The organism is Pseudomonas sp. F8002, assembly GCF_013385495.1.
Lineage (GTDB): Bacteria > Pseudomonadota > Gammaproteobacteria > Pseudomonadales > Pseudomonadaceae > Aquipseudomonas.
In genome coordinates this window covers 1-19,549 of sequence record NZ_JACAPW010000016.1, presented here as the reverse complement: position 1 = coordinate 19,549, position 19,549 = coordinate 1, and the positions used below count along the sequence as shown (strand labels likewise).

At 62.9% G+C, this 19,549-nt stretch carries 16 protein-coding genes; 7 read left to right on the top strand and 9 right to left on the bottom strand.

The genetic code is table 11. The annotated features are described in order from the left end of the window. Positions 1-3 precede the first annotated feature (3 nt). The 8 genes from HX811_RS14265 to HX811_RS14230 all read right to left on the bottom strand — a co-directional run bounded on the left by HX811_RS14265 (position 4) and on the right by HX811_RS14230 (position 10,054). Positions 4-963: an ABC transporter permease gene (locus HX811_RS14265; RefSeq protein WP_003208950.1), complete on the bottom strand. Its 960-nt coding sequence runs from the start codon at positions 961-963 to the stop codon at positions 4-6. A gap of 165 nt (positions 964-1,128) precedes the next feature. Next, positions 1,129-2,715, bottom strand: a complete 1,587-nt coding sequence (locus HX811_RS14260; protein WP_177046306.1) for an ABC transporter substrate-binding protein — start codon at positions 2,713-2,715, stop codon at positions 1,129-1,131. A 12-nt stretch (positions 2,716-2,727) separates the two neighbouring features. Further along, positions 2,728-4,338, bottom strand: coding sequence for a 5-guanidino-2-oxopentanoate decarboxylase (locus HX811_RS14255; protein WP_177046304.1), 1,611 nt, complete (start codon positions 4,336-4,338; stop codon positions 2,728-2,730). A gap of 11 nt (positions 4,339-4,349) precedes the next feature. Beyond that, positions 4,350-6,449, bottom strand: coding sequence for an acetate--CoA ligase family protein (locus HX811_RS14250; RefSeq protein WP_177046302.1), 2,100 nt, complete (start codon positions 6,447-6,449; stop codon positions 4,350-4,352). Between the two features lie 18 nt (positions 6,450-6,467). Then, positions 6,468-7,628 (bottom strand): acyl-CoA dehydrogenase family protein, encoded by a 1,161-nt coding sequence (locus HX811_RS14245; RefSeq protein WP_008436052.1) that lies wholly within the window; start codon positions 7,626-7,628, stop codon positions 6,468-6,470. Positions 7,629-7,669: 41 nt separating this feature from the next. Beyond that, a complete protein-coding gene (locus HX811_RS14240) occupies positions 7,670-8,461 on the bottom strand; it encodes an enoyl-CoA hydratase/isomerase family protein (protein WP_023658721.1) in 792 nt (263 codons plus the stop codon). A 154-nt stretch (positions 8,462-8,615) separates the two neighbouring features. Continuing rightward, positions 8,616-9,254 carry a TetR family transcriptional regulator C-terminal domain-containing protein gene (locus HX811_RS14235; protein WP_003208961.1) on the bottom strand — a complete coding sequence of 213 codons (639 nt, stop codon included), beginning with the start codon at positions 9,252-9,254 and terminating at the stop codon, positions 8,616-8,618. A 41-nt stretch (positions 9,255-9,295) separates the two neighbouring features. Beyond that, positions 9,296-10,054 (bottom strand): class II aldolase/adducin family protein, encoded by a 759-nt coding sequence (locus HX811_RS14230; RefSeq protein ID WP_134326238.1) that lies wholly within the window; start codon positions 10,052-10,054, stop codon positions 9,296-9,298. 131 nt (positions 10,055-10,185) lie between these two features. On the opposite strand from HX811_RS14230, the gene HX811_RS14225 reads away from it, so the two are divergent. The 7 genes from HX811_RS14225 (at position 10,186) to HX811_RS14195 (ending at position 18,275) form a co-directional block, all read left to right on the top strand. Continuing rightward, positions 10,186-12,141 carry an FAD-dependent oxidoreductase gene (locus tag HX811_RS14225; RefSeq protein WP_177046300.1) on the top strand — a complete coding sequence of 652 codons (1,956 nt, stop codon included), beginning with the start codon at positions 10,186-10,188 and terminating at the stop codon, positions 12,139-12,141. Continuing rightward, positions 12,129-12,707, top strand: coding sequence for a helix-turn-helix domain-containing protein (locus tag HX811_RS14220; protein WP_258344897.1), 579 nt, complete (start codon positions 12,129-12,131; stop codon positions 12,705-12,707). The genes HX811_RS14225 and HX811_RS14220 overlap by 13 nt, the downstream gene beginning before the upstream one ends. Before the next feature lie 121 nt (positions 12,708-12,828). Continuing rightward, positions 12,829-13,035, top strand: a complete 207-nt coding sequence (locus HX811_RS14215; RefSeq protein ID WP_063028939.1) for a hypothetical protein — start codon at positions 12,829-12,831, stop codon at positions 13,033-13,035. Beyond that, on the top strand, positions 13,023-13,829 hold the full coding sequence (locus HX811_RS14210; protein WP_177020172.1) for a hypothetical protein: 807 nt from the start codon (positions 13,023-13,025) through the stop codon (positions 13,827-13,829). The genes HX811_RS14215 and HX811_RS14210 overlap by 13 nt, the downstream gene beginning before the upstream one ends. Before the next feature lie 161 nt (positions 13,830-13,990). Then, on the top strand, positions 13,991-15,379 hold the full coding sequence (locus tag HX811_RS14205) for an amidase (RefSeq protein WP_008436038.1): 1,389 nt from the start codon (positions 13,991-13,993) through the stop codon (positions 15,377-15,379). Between the two features lie 95 nt (positions 15,380-15,474). Continuing rightward, positions 15,475-16,827, top strand: coding sequence for a citrate-proton symporter (locus HX811_RS14200; RefSeq protein ID WP_008436037.1), 1,353 nt, complete (start codon positions 15,475-15,477; stop codon positions 16,825-16,827). 101 nt (positions 16,828-16,928) lie between these two features. Next, positions 16,929-18,275, top strand: coding sequence for an OprD family outer membrane porin (locus HX811_RS14195; RefSeq protein WP_177046299.1), 1,347 nt, complete (start codon positions 16,929-16,931; stop codon positions 18,273-18,275). Between the two features lie 9 nt (positions 18,276-18,284). Here the strand turns inward: HX811_RS14195 and HX811_RS14190 are convergent, their stop codons facing one another. After that, positions 18,285-19,187 carry a LysR family transcriptional regulator gene (locus HX811_RS14190; protein ID WP_003208975.1) on the bottom strand — a complete coding sequence of 301 codons (903 nt, stop codon included), beginning with the start codon at positions 19,185-19,187 and terminating at the stop codon, positions 18,285-18,287. Between the last annotated feature and the right edge of the window lie 362 nt (positions 19,188-19,549).

Here is a 19,549-nt window from a genome sequence, read left to right as displayed (position 1 = left end):
GGTCTACCCCTTGGGATGCATCAGGCGTGGGTTGGTGGCGATGGACAGCACATCGGCGCCGGTATTGAGCAGGATGTAGGTGGCGGCAAAGATCAGGCTGCACGCCTGCACCACCGGGATATCGCGCTTGGACACCGAGTCCACCAGCAACTGGCCGAGGCCCGGGTAGACAAACACCACCTCCACCACCACTACGCCCACCACCAGGTACGCGAGGTTGAGCGCGATCACGTTGACGATGGGCGCCAGGGCATTGGGCAGTGCGTGGCGCCAGATAATCCGCGACTGGCTGATGCCCTTGAGCCGGGCCATTTCGATATACGGGCTGGCCAGCAGGTTGATCAGCGAGGCGCGGGTCATGCGCATCATCTGCGCGATCACCACCAGGCTCAGGGTGGCCACCGGCAGCACCGAACGTTCGAGAATGGTGGCGAATGAGGCATCCGGCGCCAGGTTGGACAGGCTGGGAAACCAGCCCAGCTTGACCGAAAACACCAGGATCAGCAGGTAGGCGACGAAGAACTCCGGGAACGACACCGCACTCAGGGCCGAGGTGTTGAGCAGGCGGTCGAACCAGCTGTTGCGGTACAGCGCGGCGAGCATCCCCAGCACCAGCGCCAGGGGCACCGAAACCAGCGCGGCCAATGCCGCCAGGCGCAAGGTGTTGCCCAGGCGTGCGCCGATCAGTTCGGCGATGGGCCGCTGGTTGGCCAGGGAAGCGCCGAGGTCGCCGTGCAGAAGGCGCAGCAGCCATTGCACGAACCGGCTCAGGGGCGGCAGGTCCAGGCCCAGTTGGGCGCGAAAGGCGGCGACGGTTTCCGGCGTGGCGGACTGGCCGAGCATGGCCTGGGCGATATCACCGGGGAGCATGCCGACCGCCAGGAAGATGATCACCGAGACGGCGAACAACGACAGCAGGCCAAGGGCGAGGCGTTGGAGTACCAGTTTGAATAGGCTATTCATGTTCGGTTCTCATGAGTGGGGCATGTGCTCGAAGGCGACAAATGTTCAATGTGGGAGCGGGCTTGCTCGCGAAAGCGGTGTGTCAGCCAATACAGATAGAGACTGACCCACCGCATTCGCGAGCAAGCCCGCTCCCACATTTGATTTGTGGCGTTTCTGAAATTTTCACGCCTGCCACCACCGCTCGATCAACCGCAACCCATCCAGTTCCCCATACGGCGCCGTCAGCGGTCCATGGCTGACGCGGTTCGAGCGGGCCGCCACGGAGCTGGCGAACAACGGCACAATCGCCCCGCCATCGTCCCGGCACAGGCTCTGCATTTCGTTGTACATCTCCTGGCGCAGCGGCGCGTTCATCTCGCCTCGCGCTGCGTTGAGCAACTGGTTGAAGCGGTCGTTATCCCAATGGGTTTCGTTCCACGCGGCGCCCTTGGCGTAGCCGATGCTGAACATGCGGTCGGCAGTCAGGCTGCTGTACCAGAACGAGGTGGTGAACGGCTGCTTCATCCAGATATTGGAGAAATAGCCATCCGCCGGCTCGCGCACCACGTCGATATCAATCCCGGCCTGGCGCGCCTGCTCCTTGAACAGCACCGAAGCATCCACCGCGCCGGTGTAGGCGGCATCGGAAGCTTGCAGGCGCACCTTCAGCGACTCCACACCGGCCTTGCGCAGGTAGAATCGCGACTTGTCCGGGTCGTAGGTGCGCTGCTCCAGGGCGGCGTTGATGAAGCGGCTGCCGGGCTGGATCGGATGGTCGTTGCCCACCAGGCCATAGCCATGCAGCACCGAGGCCAGCAGGGTTTCGCGGTTGATCGCATGCTTCATCGCCATGCGGATGTCGTTGTTCTTGAACTCGTTGCTGTCGCACAACATCGGGAAGGTGTAGTGCTGGGCGCCCTTGGTTTCTTCGATGACCAGCGTGGGATTGCGCTTGAGCAAGGCCACGGTTTTCAGGTCGACCTTGTTGATCACGTCGACTTGCCCGGTGACCAGCGCATTGACTCGCGCTGCGCCGTCGGCAATCGCCAACAGCTCGGCGCTGGCGAAGTGTGCCCTGCCCGGCTTCCAGTAATCAGGGTTGCGCTCCAGGTCCATGCGTACGCCCGGCTCGAAGCTTTTCAGGCGATAACCGCTGGTGCCGATCCCGGCCTGCCAGTCGGCGGCGCCGTCCTTGGCGGGCATGATCACCAGGTGGTAATCGGCGACCACATAGGCGAAATCGGCATTGCCCGAGTGCAATTCGAACACCACTGCATCGCTGCCCTTGGCGCTGACACTGGCCACATCGCCGATCACCGTCTTGGCCGCCGAGGTGGAGTTGGCTGCCAGGTGATGGTTGATCGAGGCCACCACGTCGTCAGCGGTCAGGCTTTTGCCGTTATGGAAGGTCACGCCCTGGCGCAGCTTGAAGGTCCAGGTGCGCGCGTCGGGCGTCGACTCGAAGCTTTCAGCCAATTCGGGGATGGCGCTGCCGTCCACCGCGATTTCCGTGAGGGTGTTGTACACCGCCGAAAAGCCGACGAAGGTGAAGGTGTCGACCCAGGATCCCGGGTCGCGGGAGTCGGTGGTGCTGCCGCCGGCCAATCCCATGCGCAGCACGCCGCCGGGCTTGGGCGTGGCCTCTTCGGCGAAGGCCGGCAGCGGCAGGCCCATGGAAAACGCGGCGGCCACGGCACCGGCTACGGCGCTGTGCTTGAGGAAGTCCCGCCGGTGCATCGCTTGAGTCATTTTGTTGTTGTTTTCGCTCATGGTGTTGCTCCTCTAAAGGTTCACACAGGCATGCTTCAACTCGATCAAGGTCACGCCGTTGCGCTTGAAACCGTTACGCAAATCCGTCTGCAGCTCATCCAGGTCCTGTGGCTCGCTGACCGTGCAGCCGAACGCCCGCGCCAGGGCGGCGAAGTCCGGGTTGCGCGGCAGTACGCCGATGGGTTCGATGTCCAGGTTCAGCATGTCGTCGCGAATCTGCCCCAGGGCGTCGTTGTTCCAGAGCAACACCACCAGCGGGCTGTCCAGTTCTTCCACGGCCGTGGCCAGTTCCTGGGCGGTGTAGAGAAAGCCGCCGTCGCCCACCAGCACCAGGCCGGGCCGTTGCGGTGCGCCGAACTTGGCGCCGATACCGGCCGGCAGGCCATAGCCCAGGGTGCCGTAGCCGGTGGGATGCAGCCAACTGCGGGTGGTGTTGCTGGGAAAGGCGTAGTTACCGGTGTAGGCCAGTTGGGTCATGTCACTGCTGATGAAGGCATTGGCGGGCAACTCGGCGGCCACGCGGTCGAGAATCGCCTGGTGAATCCGTTGCAACGGACCATGGCCGCTGCTGACTGCCTGGCGTAACGTCGCGACCGCAGCGGTGGCGGCATCCGCGTTGCGCGGCGTGGCTGGCAAGCGTTCCAGCAAAGCCAGCGTCGTTTGCCGGGCATCACCGTGCAACGCGACGGCGCAAGGATAGAAATCGTTGAACTTGCGCGGGTCGATATCCACCCGCAGCAGCTCGCCATTAATCGGCAGGCGTTCACGCCAGAAGTCGGTATCGGCCATTTCGGTGCCGATGGCCAACACCACATCCGCCTCGGCGATGAGCTGCCAGCCGGGCTCGACACACAGGGTCGAACCGGCATTCAGCGGATGCTCCACCGGCAACAATCCCTTGCCGGCGACACTGCTGAAAAACGGCGCCGCCAACTGCGTACTCAAGCGCTGCAAGGCATCGGCCGCCAACAGCGCACCGCCACCGGCAATGATCATCGGGCGCTTGGCCGCGGCCAGTTTTGCCACTGCCTGATCAAGGCTTTCAGCCGATGGCAAACCGCGTCCGGGACGGCGCACCACCTCATTGCTCCAGTCCCGTTTGATCGGCGCCGACAGTACATCCAGCGGCACCGAAATATGCACCGGGCGCGGTCGCTCACTGTCGAACACCGCGTAGGCCCGCGCGATCAACTCCGGTAAATCCTCGGCACTCAACGCTACTGCCGAAAACGCAGTGATGGGCGCGGTCATCGCCCGCTGGTCCTGGGTTTCATGCAGGCAGCCCCAGCCTTTGCCGAGGCTGGCGGTGTGGTTGACGCTGGAAATCACCAGCAGCGGAATCGAGTCGGCATACGCCTGGCCGATCGCCGTCGCGGCGTTGGTCACCCCCGGCCCGGTGATGATGAAACACACCCCCGGCTTACCGCTGACCCGCGCATAACCGTCGGCCATAAAGCCGGCGCCCTGCTCGTGGCGGGTCAGCACATGCCGAATACCGCTGCCCGGCAAGCCTCGATACAGCTCCAGCGTGTGCACGCCGGGAATCCCGAACACCGTGTCGACACCATAGTTGGCCAGCAATCGCACCAGGGCCTGGCCGCCCGTCAAGGTTTTGCTTTGCATTGTCATCTCCTTCACGCCTGGGCGAGACGGATCAATGCATCGACCGCCGTGGCGCCCCGGGCATTGACCAGCAATGGGTTTACATCGAGTTCCAGCAATTGCCCGGCGTTGGCGCAGGCGTAGTCGGCCACCGCACGAATCGCCGCCACCAGGGCTTCCATGTCGGCCACTTCCCGTCCGCGAAAGCCTTGCAGCAATGCGGCGCTGCGCAGGCCGAGCAAGGCGTTGCGGATTGCGTCGTCGGTGGTGGGCAGCAGCAGGCTGCGGCTGTCCTTGAGCAACTCCACGAGGATTCCACCAGCGCCGATCACCAGCGCCAGGCCGAAGTCGTTTTCGCGCTTGATGCCCACAATCAGCTCGGCCAGCGGCGGCGTAGCCATGGACTCCAGCAGCAGCTGATCGAACGGCACATCCGGCGCATAAGCGGCGATTTGCTCGCGCATATGAGCCAGGGCAGCAGTCAAGGCGAAACCGTCCTGCAGGTTGAGCGCCACGGCGCCAGCTTCGGTTTTATGCGGCAAGTCGGCACTGACGGCCTTGAGTACCAGCGGGTAACCCAGCACTTTGGCATCGGCTATGGCCCGCTCGGGAGTGCTCAAGACACCGGCTGGCGTGGTCAGGCCGAAAGCCCGTAAAGCCTGCTTGGAATCCCATTCATCCAGCGACTGTCCGTGTTGTTCAAGCGCTTGCGGGCACAGCGGCACCAGTATCGACTCACCCCGCGCCAACAACGCCCGGCGATTGTCTTGATAGTCGGCAATCCGGCCCCAGGCCGCCAGCGCATCTTCCACGCCTTGCAACGCGGCAACGCCCTGGGCATGCAGACGCTCGCGAGCGTGGGCCGGGAGCAATTCGGGAAATGCAGAGGTGACAAAGCCAGTCTTGCCGTGGCGAGTCAGCGCACTGCAAAACAGCTCCAGCAGCAGGTCGCACTCCTTGCGCTCACCGGTAAATTCCGCCGGGTAGTCGAGCACCAGCATTGCCGCATCCGCTTCAGTGCGCAGTGCCGTGTCGAGCATCGTATTAAGCGCGTCGCTGTTGCCCCAGATGGCCGTGGTGAAATCCAGCGGGTTGACCAGGTTGGCGTAGCTGGGCAGCACCTGCGCCAACTCTTCACGCTGGCCTTCGTCGAGCTTCGGCAGGCTCAAATCGTTGCGCTCGGCGTAGTCGGCAATCAACCCGGCATCACCACCGGAACAGGCCAGGGCGATCAGGCTGTTGCCCGCCGGCAGATTACCGCAGGCCGCCGCCTTCAGGGTCTCGACAAAACTCACCGGCCCGCTGACCCGGATCACACCCAGGCGCGCGAACAGACTGTCGTACAGCGCATCGGAACCCGACAACGAACTGGTATGACTCAAAGCCAACTCGGCGCCGATCTGTGACACCCCGGTTTTCAGGGCGATGATCGGAATGCCTTTCTCCAGGGCCTTGTGGGCCGCACGGGCGAACCCCGGCACATTCTTCAAGCCTTCCAGGTGCAAGCCAATCGCTGTAACGCGCGGCTCGTCGAGCAGCACGTCCATCAACTCGGCAACCCCCAACTGCGCCTGGTTGCCCACCGACGCCATATAGGCCACCGGCAGCGAACGGTCGCTCATGGACAGGTTGTAGGCAAAGTTGCCGCTCTGGGTCAGCACCGCAACGCCCTTCTCGACCGGCTTGCCTCCATGGGCCACCGGCCACAACGCCGAGCTGTGCAGGTAATCGAGCAGGCCATAGCAATTGGGGCCCAGCAGTGCCATCTCGCCAGCGGCCTTGAGCAGTTGTTGCTGCAAGGCTTGGCCCTCGGCGCCGGTTTCGGCAAACCCGGAGGCGTAGCAGATGGCGCCACCGGTGCCAATGGCCGCCAGTTCGGCGACACAGGTCAGGGTCAGCTCGCGATTGGTAGCGATAAACACCGCATCCGGACCGCACGGCAAATCGGCCACGCGACGTACGCAGGGAACGCCATCGAGGCTGTCATGTTGCGGGTTGACCAGCCACATCTGGCCGGCAAAACCACCCTCGGCGCAGCGCTTGAGGGCACGGGCCATGCTGCGCCCACCGACGAATGCCAGGTGACGGGGCGCCAGCAGGCGCTTGAGATTGTCGCGAATAGCCTGGGACATAAGCGTTCTCCGACCCGATCAACGCAACAGTGGCCGCAACAGTTCGCGGGCAATAATGTGGCGCTGGATTTCCGAAGTGCCTTCCCAGATCCGCTCGATCCGCGCGTTGCGCCAGATGCGCTCCACCGGGCCTTCGTCCATCAAACCCATGCCGCCATAGATCTGCACTGCTTCATCGGCAACCTTGCCCAGTACTTCGCTGGCAAACAACTTGGCCATGCCGGCCTCGCCGTCGGTCATGGTGCCCTGGTCCATTTTCCAGGCGGTGTTCAGGGTCAGCAGTTCGGCCGCACGGATTTGCGTGGCCATGTCGGCGAGCTTGAACGAGATGCCTTGGTAGGTGCCGATGGGCTGGCCGAACTGCTTGCGGTCGGCCGCCCATTGCAGGGAAACGTCCAGCGCACGCTGGGCCTGGCCGACGCAGTTGGCAGCCACCATCACCCGGCCTGCGGTCAGCCAGGCATTGGCGACTTCCCAACCTTTGCCGACTTCGCCGAGGACTTTGGAGGCTGGTACGCGGCAGTCGTCGAAGAACATTTCATAAGTGTGGTAGCCGCGGTTGCTGACGCATTTTGGCCCCCGGCGAATGGTCATGCCCGGCGTGCCACGGTCCACCAGGAACGAGGTCACGGCATTGCGTTGGCGACCGTTGTGTTCGTAGGTGTCGGTAACGGCAAACACGATGGCGAAATCCGCGTGGCCGGCGTGGCTGATGAAGTGCTTGCTGCCATTGAGCACAAAGTCATCACCGCTGCGCACGGCGCGGGTCTTGATCGCATTGGCGTCGGAACCGGCACCCGGTTCGGTCAGGGCAAAGCAGTCGATCTTCTTGCCCTGCACGCACGGCAACAGGTACTCGCCAATCTGCGCGCCGGTGCAGGCCATGAGGATTTTCGACGGCCGGGCGACAAACACATGCAGCGCCCAGGAGACTTTCGACAACTCACGCTCGATCAACGCCTGTGACAGGTAATCCAGGCCGCCACCGCCGACGTCTTCCGGCATGTTGAAGGCATAGAAACCGGCAGCGATGGCCTTGTCACGAATCTGCGCGGCAAGCTCCGGCGAAACTTCATCGGCGCGGTCCACCGCCTCCTCGTGGGGCAACAACTCCTTGGCAACAAAACTGCGTACCGCGTCCACCAACATGTCTTGTTCTTGGCTGGGCTGGAAATTCATGGCGCTACCTGTCGATCGTTCGAGGGTGTTTTGAAGGGGAATCAGTTGCCGGAGAAGTTCGGTGGGCGCTTTTCCATCGAGGCGCGCAGGGCTTCAGCACCGTCGGCGCTGCGTCCACACAGCAGGCCGGCGGCGAGTTCCGCCTGGAGCTGCTCGGGCAGGCTGCGCCCGGCGCCTTCGCGGATGAGGGTTTTGGTCTGGGCAAACGCAAAGGTCGGGCCGTTGGCCAGGCGCGTGGCCAGCTCGGCGACGTGGGTATGCAGTTGCTCGTCGGCAACGACTTCGCCCACCAGCCCGGCGGCCAGGGCACGGTCGGCGCTCCACAATTCATCGAGGAACAGCAGGCGCTTGGCTTGCTCGCTGCCGATCAGGCGCGGCAGATGCCAGCTGGCGCCGGCGTCCGGCGAGTAGGCCATGCTGGTGTAGCCGGCCTTGAAGCGTGCCGATTGCGCGGCGACGCGCAGGTCGCAGCACAGGGTGAGGTCCATGCCGGCACCGACCGCCGTGCCATTGATGGCGGCGAGGGTAGGTTTGTCGAGGGTGTGCAGGCGGGTCATCAGGGCGTGGGCGGTTTCGGTCCAGCCGTAGGTTTCGAGGGCGCCACGGGCTTCGGCATCGGCCCATTCGGCAAGGTCGGCACCGGCGCAGAAGCTGCGACCACTGCCGGTCAGTACCACCACGCGCACAGCCGGGTCGCGGTTGAAACCGTCCAGCAAGGCATGCAGGTGCTTGAGTGTCGGGATGTCCAGGGCATTGCGCTGGGGGCCGCGATTGAGGGTGATCCAGGCAACGCCTGCCTGCACCTGAGTGAGCACGGACGGATCTGTAGTCATGGAATCCTCGAATTATTTTAATTGGCTTGAGGGGTGCGATATGGGGCGATACTAAACGAGTGTTCAGTAAGGAGGCAATCGGGTAACTGCAAATATTTTTCGAGGGGAAAATGCCGGCCCGGACATTGCGTCCAGGCGGCGCGGAATCGTCAGTTCAGGGTTTGATCTGGAAGCGCTTGCGCCCGCCCGACTGCAAGCCATCGACCCAGGCTTCGCAGATCTGGATGCCCTGCTCCGGGGTGAAGGTGCCGGGATTGAGCCCCGATTCCAGCCACAAGCCGTCGAGCAAGGCGCTCAAGGCGATGGCCGCCAAATCGGCATCGAACTGCTTCCAGCCCTCCTCCCCGGCCATGTCCACCAAGGCCGAACGCATGATGGTGCGGTACTCGCCATAGGAGTGTTCGTGGGCCTGGTTGATCGCCGGGGCCGTCTTGACCGCCCCCCAGAACACCAGCCAGGCATCCAGCAGTTGCGGGTCGAGCAATTCGGGGGAGAACGAGCCGCGGAAGAACGCCGACAGCCGCTCCCGCGGACTGGGCGGCGCCTTGGCCATCGCATCCCGCAGCAGGTCCATGACCTGCCGGGTGATTGACCGATAGGCCTCGGCCACCAGCTCATCCTTGCCCGAATAGTGGTGACTGATCAGCCCCACCGACACCCCGGCCTCGGCGCTGATCTTGCGGATCGACGCGCCCTGGAAGCCGTCGCGCTTGAGGCAGGCCAACGTCGCCTGCACCAGATTGGCCTTGCGCAACTCCGGTTCCATGCGGGAGAAACGGGATTCCTGGGTCATGAGGCGGTGTCCTTGGGTTGAGTCGGCTGGACGACTCTACCTCACTCCCGGAACCCCGGCGACACCCGATCCAGTAACCGCAGCAATGCCGCCCATGCCAGTTGCATGGCGTCCGGGTCTGCCAGTTCGCCCTCTTCCAGTGGCCGGCCTGGCTCATTGAACTGCCGCTCGGTGTACTCACACACGTGCGCAGGCGGCAGGATCAGCTTGCCGCACGCCTGGGCGGCGATCTGGATATCGCAGGCCTTCTCCAGGTAATACATGCGCAGGAACGCCTGGCTGACCGTCTCCCCTACCGTCAACAAACCATGGTTGCGCAGCATCAACACCGGCTTGTCGCCGAGGTCGCGTACCAGTCGCTGTTGCTCGTCCATGTCCAGCGCCACGCCTTCGTAGTCGTGGTAGGCGACCTTGCCGTAGAACTCCATGGAAATCTGGTTCACCGGCAACAGCCCGCATTCCAGGGCCGCCACCGCACAGCCGGCGCGGGTGTGGGTGTGCAGCACGCACTGCGCATCTTCGCGGGCGCCGTGAATCGCGCTGTGAATCACAAACCCCGCCGGGTTGACGCCATGGACCGAAGCCTCGACCGCACGTCCGTCCAGGCCGATCTTCACCAGGCTGGAGGCGGTGATCTCCTCGAACATCAGCCCATAGGGGTTGATCAAAAAGTGATGCTCGGGCCCCGGGATACGCACCGAGATATGGGTGAAAATCAAATCGCTCATGCGAAAGTGCGCGATCAGCCGGTAGCAGGCGGCAAGCTCTTCGCGCAGCTGTTGTTCGGTGGCCCCAGGCATTTTTATTCTCCAGGCGGGTGGGTGATGTGGTTGACGCTAATCCAGTCGCCAGTAAAAAAACAAGTTGATTTTTTACTGAGGCTGACCTCCTATAGAAAAATAATAACAACAGCGCCTGGAGTATCCGCACCATGTCGCCCCATGCCTTTCCGCATCTTTTTGAACCGCTGGTACTGCGCGGCAAACGCCTGAAAAATCGCATCATGTCCAGCGGGCACGACACCTCGATGCCCACCGACAACCAGGTCAACGAGCAGTTGATCGCCTACCACCGGGCACGCGCCGAAGGCGGCGTGGGGTTGATTGTGTTGCAGGTGGCCGGGGTGCACGACAGCGCCCGCTACACCTCCCATGTGCTGATGGCCACCGATGACAGCTGCATCGACGGCTATCGCCGACTGGCCGAAACCTGCCACGCCCACGGCACCGTGGTGCTGTCGCAGATTTTCCATCCGGGGCGGGAAATCATGGAGTCGGCCGACGGTTTGCTGGCGGTGGCTTACTCGGCTTCCGGGGTGCCCAACGAACGCTTCCGGGTGATGCCGCGCGCCCTTGACCAGACAATGATCGACGAGATCGTCGCCGGCTACGGCGCTGCGGCAAGGCGCCTGTATCAGGCCGGGATTGACGGTGTGGAAGTGGTCGCCAGCCATGGTTACCTGCCCGCGCAATTTCTCAACCCGCGGGTGAATCGCCGCACCGACGGCTACAACGGCGAGCTGGAACAACGCCTGCGTTTCCTGCGGGAAATCATCGCCACGGTGCGTGCCGAAACCGACGAGCACTTCATCATCGGCCTGCGCATTTCTGCCGATGAACGCGACCCCGAAGGCCTGACCGAAGAGGATGCCCTGGCCGCCGTGGAACAGCTGCAAACACACCTGGATTACGTGCACATCGTCGCCGGCACCTCGGCCTCCCTCGGCGGCGCGATCCATATCGTGCCGCCCATGGCGATTGCCCCGGCTTACCTGGCGGCAGAAGCGGCGACGTTCAAGACGCACCTGTCGATTCCGCTGTTCGTTACCGGGCGCATCAACCAGCCCCAGGAGGCCGAATTGATGCTGCAACGCGGCCAGGCCGATGTGTGCGGCATGACCCGCGCACTGATCTGCGACCCGCGCATGCCGGCCAAGACCTCAAGCGGCCATGCCGAGGATGTACGGGCGTGCATCGCCTGCAATCAGGCGTGCATCGGCCACTTCCACAAAGGCCTGCCGATCTCCTGCATCCAGCATCCCGAGACCGGCCGCGAATTGCAGTTTGGCCAACTGCAACCGGCACTGCGACGCCAGCGGATCATGGTCGCCGGTGGCGGCCCGGCAGGGATGAAAGCGGCAGCGGTGGCGGCGCAGCGCGGACATGAGGTGACCTTGTATGAAGCCAGTGCCCAATTGGGCGGCCAGGTGCTTCTGGCGCAGTTACTGCCCCGACGCAGCGAGTTCGGCGGCGCCAGTACCAACCTGCAGCGCGAGATGGAACTGGCCGGGGTCCGCGTGGTGCGCAACACCCGCGTCGACCGCCCATTGGTGGAACGCGAACAACCTGACAGGGTGATCATCGCCACCGGCGCCGAGCCCTACTGGCGGGCCTTCGAACGCGGCGGCGAGCTACAGGTGGTGGATGCCTGGCAAGTGCTGCGCGATGAGGTGCAACTGGGCCGTTCGGTGGTCGTGGTGGACTGGCGTTGCGACTGGATCGGCCCGGGCATTGCCGAGCGCCTCACCCGTGCCGGCCATCAGGTGCAACTGGCGGTGAACGGCACCCATTGCGGGGAAAACCTGCCGTTGTACGTGCGTGACCAACTGGCCGGCGAACTGCATCGGCTGGGCATTCCGATCATCCCTTACGCCCGTTTGTACGGCTGCGACGACACTACCGTCTACCTGCAACACACCGCCAGCGGCGAGCCGATGCTGCTGGAAAATATCGACACCCTGGTGTTGTGCCAGGGCCACCAGCCGGTGGACACTCTGGGCGCAGAACTGGAAGGCCTGGTGGCGTTCACGCGGATCGGCGATTGCCTGGCGCCGCGTACCGCCGAAGAGGCGATTTATGAAGGATTGAAAGTAGCGTGGGACATTTGAACGACCAACCGCCACAGCTGTTTCTCGGCACCCGCATCCGCGGCTTGCGCAAGGCCCGGGGCATGACGCTTACCGAATTGGCGCAGATGAGCGAATTGACGGCCGGTTATATCAGCCAACTGGAACGCAACCTCGCCTACCCGTCGATCCCGGCCTTGTTCAACATCGCCCGCAGCCTGGGGGTGACGATCCAGTGGTTTTTTGCCAGTGAGACCACGCCGGCAGCGGAGGATGAAGGTTTTGTGGTGCGCAGGAACAATCGCCAGAGCATTCACTATGAGGACGGGATCGTCGACCAGTTGCTGACGCCCCTGCCCAATCATCAATTGGAGATGCTGCACTCGCGCTTTCCACCGGGCACCTATAGCCAGCAGAGCTATAGCCATGAGGGTGAAGAGGCGGGTTATGTGTTGAGCGGAACGTTTGAGTTATGGGTGGGCGAGCGGCATTTTCAGCTGGCTGAAGGGGACAGTTTCAGCTTCTCCAGCAGTGAGCCCCATCGGTATGGCAACCCCGGGAAGGTGGATGCGGTGGTGATTTGGGTGATTACGCCGCCGACGTTTTAGACCGTTGGAGTGAATGGAGACGTTTCCTACGGGAACTGGCGACGCTGGCACGCCGGCCATCAATGGCGGGGGTCAAGGCCGCTTGCTATAAAAACGACTACATCTTTTCGAGGTCGTCGCCATGTTTGGATTGTATTCGTTGTTTGCCGGTAAGCCGACTCAGGATGACTTGGATACGGTAGAAGCCATCAAGTCAAAAAGAACCATGAGGATTGAGGGAGAATGGGGTATTTCAGTCTCCGCCGAAGAAGTCATGGAATCCGAGGCCTACAAAGAAGCAATTCGCCAAGTCCGCAAAATGGAGGCCAATGATTCATGGGCCTGCTGATCATTTTCCCGTTACTGGTCAGCGGTTATCTGGTGTGTATCAAGCATCCCTATTACTACTGCCGGCTGCATCGTTTTGAAGGGCAGTTACTCTATCTACAGGTTGCGCGACTGGGGCTGGTTTGCCTAGTCGTCGCTAGCCTGGCAAGTGCCTTGACTCTGGCATTTGCAGGTCGTGAGGTTGCAACAGACTACGGCAGCTATCTTGGCGCCCTGTTGGTAGAGCTCGATATTGCCAACAAAAAGAATGCCGCACTTTGGGTTTTTTGGCTGCAGACCGGTTTGACCACCCTGGTCATTCCTTCCCTCTGGGCGAGACTGTATGTCAACGCGAAGAAAAAACAGCTGAAGTTGAAATCCGATGAACAACTCAACTGCCGGCTCGCCTTGAACATCCTTGAAGGCACGCCTTTCAAATACCTGCTCAAAGAATCCATCCAGAAGTACACGCCTTGCATGTTCAGCTTGAACGATCGAAAGGTGTATGTCGGCATTGTCGTATTCGTGGGCATGCCCACCGAGTCAGAAGGAATGGACCACACCTTCACTCTTCTGCCCCTGCTCAGCGGCTACCGTGACAAGGACACACTGGAAGTCAACCTGGGCACGCGTTATTCAGACAACAGCCACCCTGCCCCCATCATGCTCATCCAGGAAAACGTAGTCTCCGTCACTCGCTTCGACTTCACCACCTGGAACACTTCACACGCTCGAACGAACCGCCCACCTCGACAGGAGCCGTTCTTCAATCACCGCTCCATCCGTACGACAAAAGCCTCAAGCGCCTGCGCCTGAGGTTTTGAAATAATCCAGGGGCTGCGCCTCGGGGTTCAGTGCACACAAAAACGCAACACTGAACTGCACCGATTGTGATGGCCGCTTCACACCGGGGTTTATATAGTCGTTCCTACTGCAACCCGCCATGAGCCAGCCGGCCCATCACAAGGAAGCGTTCGATGACTGACCTGCATACCCTTACGGCCGCCGAACTGCTGGCGCAATTTGCCAGCCGGCAACTCGCGCCCATCGACTACTACGACCAACTCCTGGCCCACATCGACCGCTGGGAGCCGCAGATCAACGCGCTCTATGCCTTCGACCCGCAACAGGTGCGTCAGCAGGCCCAGGCCTCCACCGAACGCTGGAACAAGGGCCAACCCAACGGCGCCCTTGATGGCGTACCGGTGACTCTCAAGGAATTGATCGCCACCGAAGGCGTGCCCATTCCCCTCGGCAGCGCGGCTACCCGCCTGACCCCGGCCCTCAGGGACGCACCGCCCGCAGCCCGCATGCGTGAAGCGGGCGCGATAATCCTGGCCAAGACCACCAACCCGGACTTCGGCATGCTGTCTTCCGGCCTGTCGAGCTTCCACGGCATCACCCGCAACCCGTGGAACACCGCCAACAACACCGGCGGTTCCAGCTCCGGTGCCGCCGCAGCGGCCGCCGCCGGTTACGGCCCGCTGCACGTGGGCACCGACATCGGTGGCTCGGTGCGCCTGCCCGCCGCCTGGTGCGGCTTGGTGGGATTCAAGCCGACCCTGGGGCGCATCCCCATCGACCCGTACTACACCGGCCGCGCCGCCGGGCCCATGACCCGCACCGTCGATGATTGCGTGCTGTTGATGCAACACCTGGCCCGCCCCGATGCCCGCGATGCCACCAGCCTTCCGCCGCTCACCACCCAGTGGAGTAACCAGCCGCTGTCGGTCAGGGGCCTGCGCGTCGGCCTGATGCTTGAACCCGGCGCAGGCATGCAGCCTGAAGGCTTCGTCTGTGAAGCCGTGGAGCAAGCCGCGCGGCTGTTCGAAGCCCACGGCGCCAAGGTCACGCTGATCCCGCCAATCATGGACCGCGCACAACTCGATGGCCTCGACCATTTCTGGCGCGCCCGCCAGTGGGGCGATTTGTCGGCCCTGAGCAGCGAGCAGTTCGACAAGGTCTTGCCGTACATCCGCGACTGGGCCGCGCCGGGCGCCGAGATCAGCGGCGTACAAGCCGTAAAGGGTTTCAACCAGACCTTTGAAATGCGCCGCCGCGCCGCGCAGGTGTTCACCGAACTCGACCTGGTGCTGTCCCCCACCAACCAGGTCAATGCGTTCCCGGCCGAGTGGCCATCACCGAGCAACAACCCGCAACTGCCGTTCGAACACATCGTGTTCACGGTGCCGTGGAACATGGGCGAGCAACCGGCATTGTCGATCAACTGCGGTTTCGCCGCCGATGGCATGCCCATCGGCCTGCAGATGATTGCCCCGCGTTTTGCCGATCAATGGCTGCTGCAAATCGCTAAAACCTACGAGAGCTGGCGTGGCGCAATCCACCACTGGCCGAATCCTTCCTGACTTTTGACGCTGTAAGAACTGCCCACCCACACGCCAGCTCCGGGCCCTCTTGGCCTGGAGCTCGGACGACCTATAACTAAAATCGAGGGGCTGGTATGCACACTGAGCAATTGACACGATCCGATCCTGATCACGCACCCGAAACACCGTCCCCGGACGCCGGCAAAAAGAGCATCTTCGCCGTGGTCCTGGGCAACGCCGTGGAGTTTTTCGACTTTGGTGTGTACGCAACCTTTGCGGTGATGATCGGCCACACGTTCTTCCCGTCCGACAGCGCCTTCGTCAGCCTGATGCTGTCGGTCACGGCGTTCGGTATCGGCTTTATCGTCCGGCCCCTGGGCGCAGTACTGATCGGCGCCTACGCCGACCGCGTCGGGCGCAAACCGGCGATGCTGTTGACCCTGGTAATGATGGCCGTGGGCACCGGCAGCATCGCGATATTGCCCGGTTACGAGACCATCGGTATCGCGGCGCCGATCCTGCTGGTGCTCACCCGCATGATCCAGGGCCTGGCCTGGGGCGGTGAAGCCGGCCCCGCCACCACCTACATCCTCGAAGCGGCGCCACCCCACAAACGCGGGACCTACGCCTGCTGGCAAGTAGTCGCCCAGGGCGTCGCAGCCATGGTGGCCGGGCTGGTAGGGTTCACCCTGACCAAGGTCATGTCCCCGGAAGACCTCAACAGCTGGGGCTGGCGCGTGCCGTTCGTGTTCGGCCTGCTGGTGTTGCCGATCGGCATCTACATCCGCCGCAACCTCGCCGAAACCTTCCACGGCCACGGCGAGCAGACCAGCACCGGCGACCTGGTACGGGAAGTCTGCGGCAAGCACCGGCGCGCACTGGTGCTGGGGTTGCTGATCCTTTCCGGCAGCACCATCACCCAGTACTTCCTCAACTACATGACCACCTTCGCCCTCACCGAACTGAAGCTGCCCACCAGCATCTCGATGCTCTCGACTCTGGTGGCCGGCGCAGCGATGGCCGTGTGCGCGGTGGCTGGCGGCATGCTCTGCGACCGCTTCGGACGCCGTACGATCCTGATGACACCGCGGGTGGTGTTGCTGTTAATTTTGTTCCCGGCCCTGCAACTGATGACCGAGCACCCAAGCCCGGCGACCTTCCTGTTGACCCTGGCGGTACTCTCGGGCCTGCACGGCATGAGTGGCGCGGCGCTGATCGTGTTGCTGGTGGAAAGCTTCCCGAAATCCGTGCGCTCCACCGGTTTCTCCATCGTCTACGCCTTCGGTGTGGCGGCGTTTGGCGGCACTGCGCAGATCATCATCACCTGGCTGATCGGCACCACAGGCGACCCGATGTCGCCGGTCTGGTACCTGCTGATCGCCAACCTGGTGTGCCTCACCGCCGCCTGGTTCGCCAAGGAAACCCGTCCGCCGCTGCCCGGCAGCCCGGCCCGCGAAACCCGGCTCACAGAAGCTTCGGTTCGCTGAATACCTTTTCCCACTGTCCCGCGTCTTTTCGCCACCGACCGGCAGCACCTGAAGGCCTGCCGGGACGGTCGCCTTACGTCTGATTTGTATGGGGATTTACCATGTATCCACGTCTTTTGCTGGCCGTCACCCTGGCGTCCAGCACCCAGGCTTTCGCCCAGGAAAACGCCCAGGCCAGCGCACCGGGCTTCCTCGAAGGCAGCACCCTGGACCTGAACCTGCGCCACTACTATTCCAACCAGCACACCCAACGCACCACCCACTTGAGCATCAAGAAAGCCGGCGGCGTCGAGCCCACGCGTGTACGGGAAACCTGGGTGCAGACCAGCATGCTCAAGTACAGCTCCGGCTACACCCAGGGCCTGATTGGCATGGGTGTGGACGCGGGGATCTTCAGCGCGGTCAACCTGGAACGCGGCCACGGCAAGGTGGCCAATGGCGGCGACCGGGTGCTGGTGGACGGCGACGGCGATGCGATTCCCACCTGGAGCCGACTGGGGGTGGGCGACGTGCGTTTTCGCCTGTCCAGCACCGAGATCAAGGCTGGCCGGCTGATGACCGACAATCCGATCCTGCGTTACAAGGACAACCGCGCCCTGCCCTCCAGCTTCCAGGGCGTGGGCCTGTTCAGCAACGAATTCGACTGGCTGTCGGTGCAGGGCGGCAGCTTCGAGCGGGCGATTCCGCGCACCGGCACCGGTGCCGAAAAGCTCACCACCACCTTCGGCAACCGCGCCTACAGCGGCGCACGCATCAGCTACCTGGGAGCCACGGTAAAACCGGGTTACGGGCTGGAAGCCAGCGTCTACGCGTCGCGTTTCGAAGACATGTGGGACCAGACCTACGTCGGCCTGACCCACCGCATCGGTGACAAAAGCGACATCGCCTTGAAGACCGCCTTCAACTACTACCACACCAGTGACTCGGGCGACAAAAACCTCGGCTACATCGACAACAACGCCGCCAGCCTGGCCTTCACCGCCACGCACCTGGCCCACAGCCTGACCCTGGCCTGGCAGCAGGTATTCGGCAACGAATACTTCGACTACGTGTGGGAGTCCACCGGCAACTACATGGCCAACTCGCTGTACTCGGACTACAACGGCCCCAACGAAAAGTCCTGGCAGTTGCGCTACGACCTGGACTTCGCCGCCTACGGCGTGCCCGGCCTCACCGCCAGCCTGTGGCACGCCAAGGGTTGGGACATCGACGGCACCCATTACGATGGCGACCGCAACGGCCACAACACCGGCTACAACGTGCGCAGCCTGGATGGCGCCAAGCACAACGAAAACGGCTTGATGCTGGCCTATGTGATTCAGTCCGGAACACTCAAGAACACCGTACTGCGCACCATCGTCTACAACCATCGCGCCAGCGGCGGGCAGATTGACGGCAGCTACGATGAGTTCCGCCTCGTCGCCAATGTGCCGATCAACATCTTCTGAGGCTCAGGCTCAGTTCAGCGAACAACGCTGCATCGCCCCCGCCAGCATTTCCTGGCACTTGAGCACCGCCACCGAGCGGGGGCGGTTGCGGTACACGCAGAGGTCGATGCGGATGCGGCCGAGGTCTTCATCGGCGATCGGCACGGCGACCAGGCCGTCGCCCAGGTCCCGCACGTCTGCCTCGACCTGGGGCAAAATCAGCACCGCTGCCCGTTGCCGGGCCAGGCTCTTCTGCACTTCCAGGGAGCTGGTGGTGAACACCGGTTCGAGGGTGACGCCGCGTTTTTTTGCCGCCACTTCCAGGGCCTGGCGCACGCCGTAGGCCGAGTCGGGAATCGCCAGGGGCTGGCCTTGCAGTTCGCTCAATTCGATGCTGTCGCGCTGGGCGAAGGGGTGTTCGGCGCTGACCAGCACCCGGTGCCATAACTGGCAGTGGGCGGTGACTTCGACGTCGGCGCGCTCTTGCAGGTAGAACGCCAGGCCCAGGTCCGCCTCGCCGCTGCACAGGGCGTCGAGGGTGGCCGAGGCGCTGGCGATCACGATGTTGAAGGTGACCTTGGGGTGGGCGCGGTAGAAGGTGGCGAGCACCGGGGCGAGCACGGTGGAAACGATACTTTCTGACACATGGATGCTGATGTTACCGGCCACCTGGCTTTGGCGGCTGGCGATGACTTCGCGTACCTGGTCGAGGCCGCGCAGGGTTGAGGTGACTTGTTCGGCCAGGCACTCGCCCTCGGCGGTGAGGCGGATGCCGCGGGGGCCGCGCTCAATCAGGGCGGCGCCGAAGAAGTGTTCCAGGTGTTCGATCTGGCGGCTGACGGCGGTGGGGGTGACGTAAAGACGTTCGGCGGCCTTACGCAGGGAGGCGCAGCGGGCGACCTCGTGGAAATATCGCAAGGCGCGTAGTTGCATGGGGGGTGCTCCTTTTTTGGGGGGTTGGATTGGGGGGGACGCAATTACTGCGCCATGCGGGTGTACATATCCGTTTCTTCGGTCACGGCGTCCTGCCGGTTTACCCGCTCTGCACTACCCGCGTTCGCTCAGATCAAGATCAAAAGCAGATCTGCTTTTCTGTGGGAGCTGGCTTGCCTGCGATGCAGACACCTCGGTGCATCAGGTACACCCAGTTGATGCCATCGCAGGCAAGCCAGCTCCCACATTTGACCGTGCCCGCTTTAGCTTTTGATTTTGCTCTTCAACACTCAAGCCGGCCGGTAGGCCGCTGTGCTCTTGATCTGCTTTTGATCTTGATCTTGGGCGCCCCGTTAAACCAC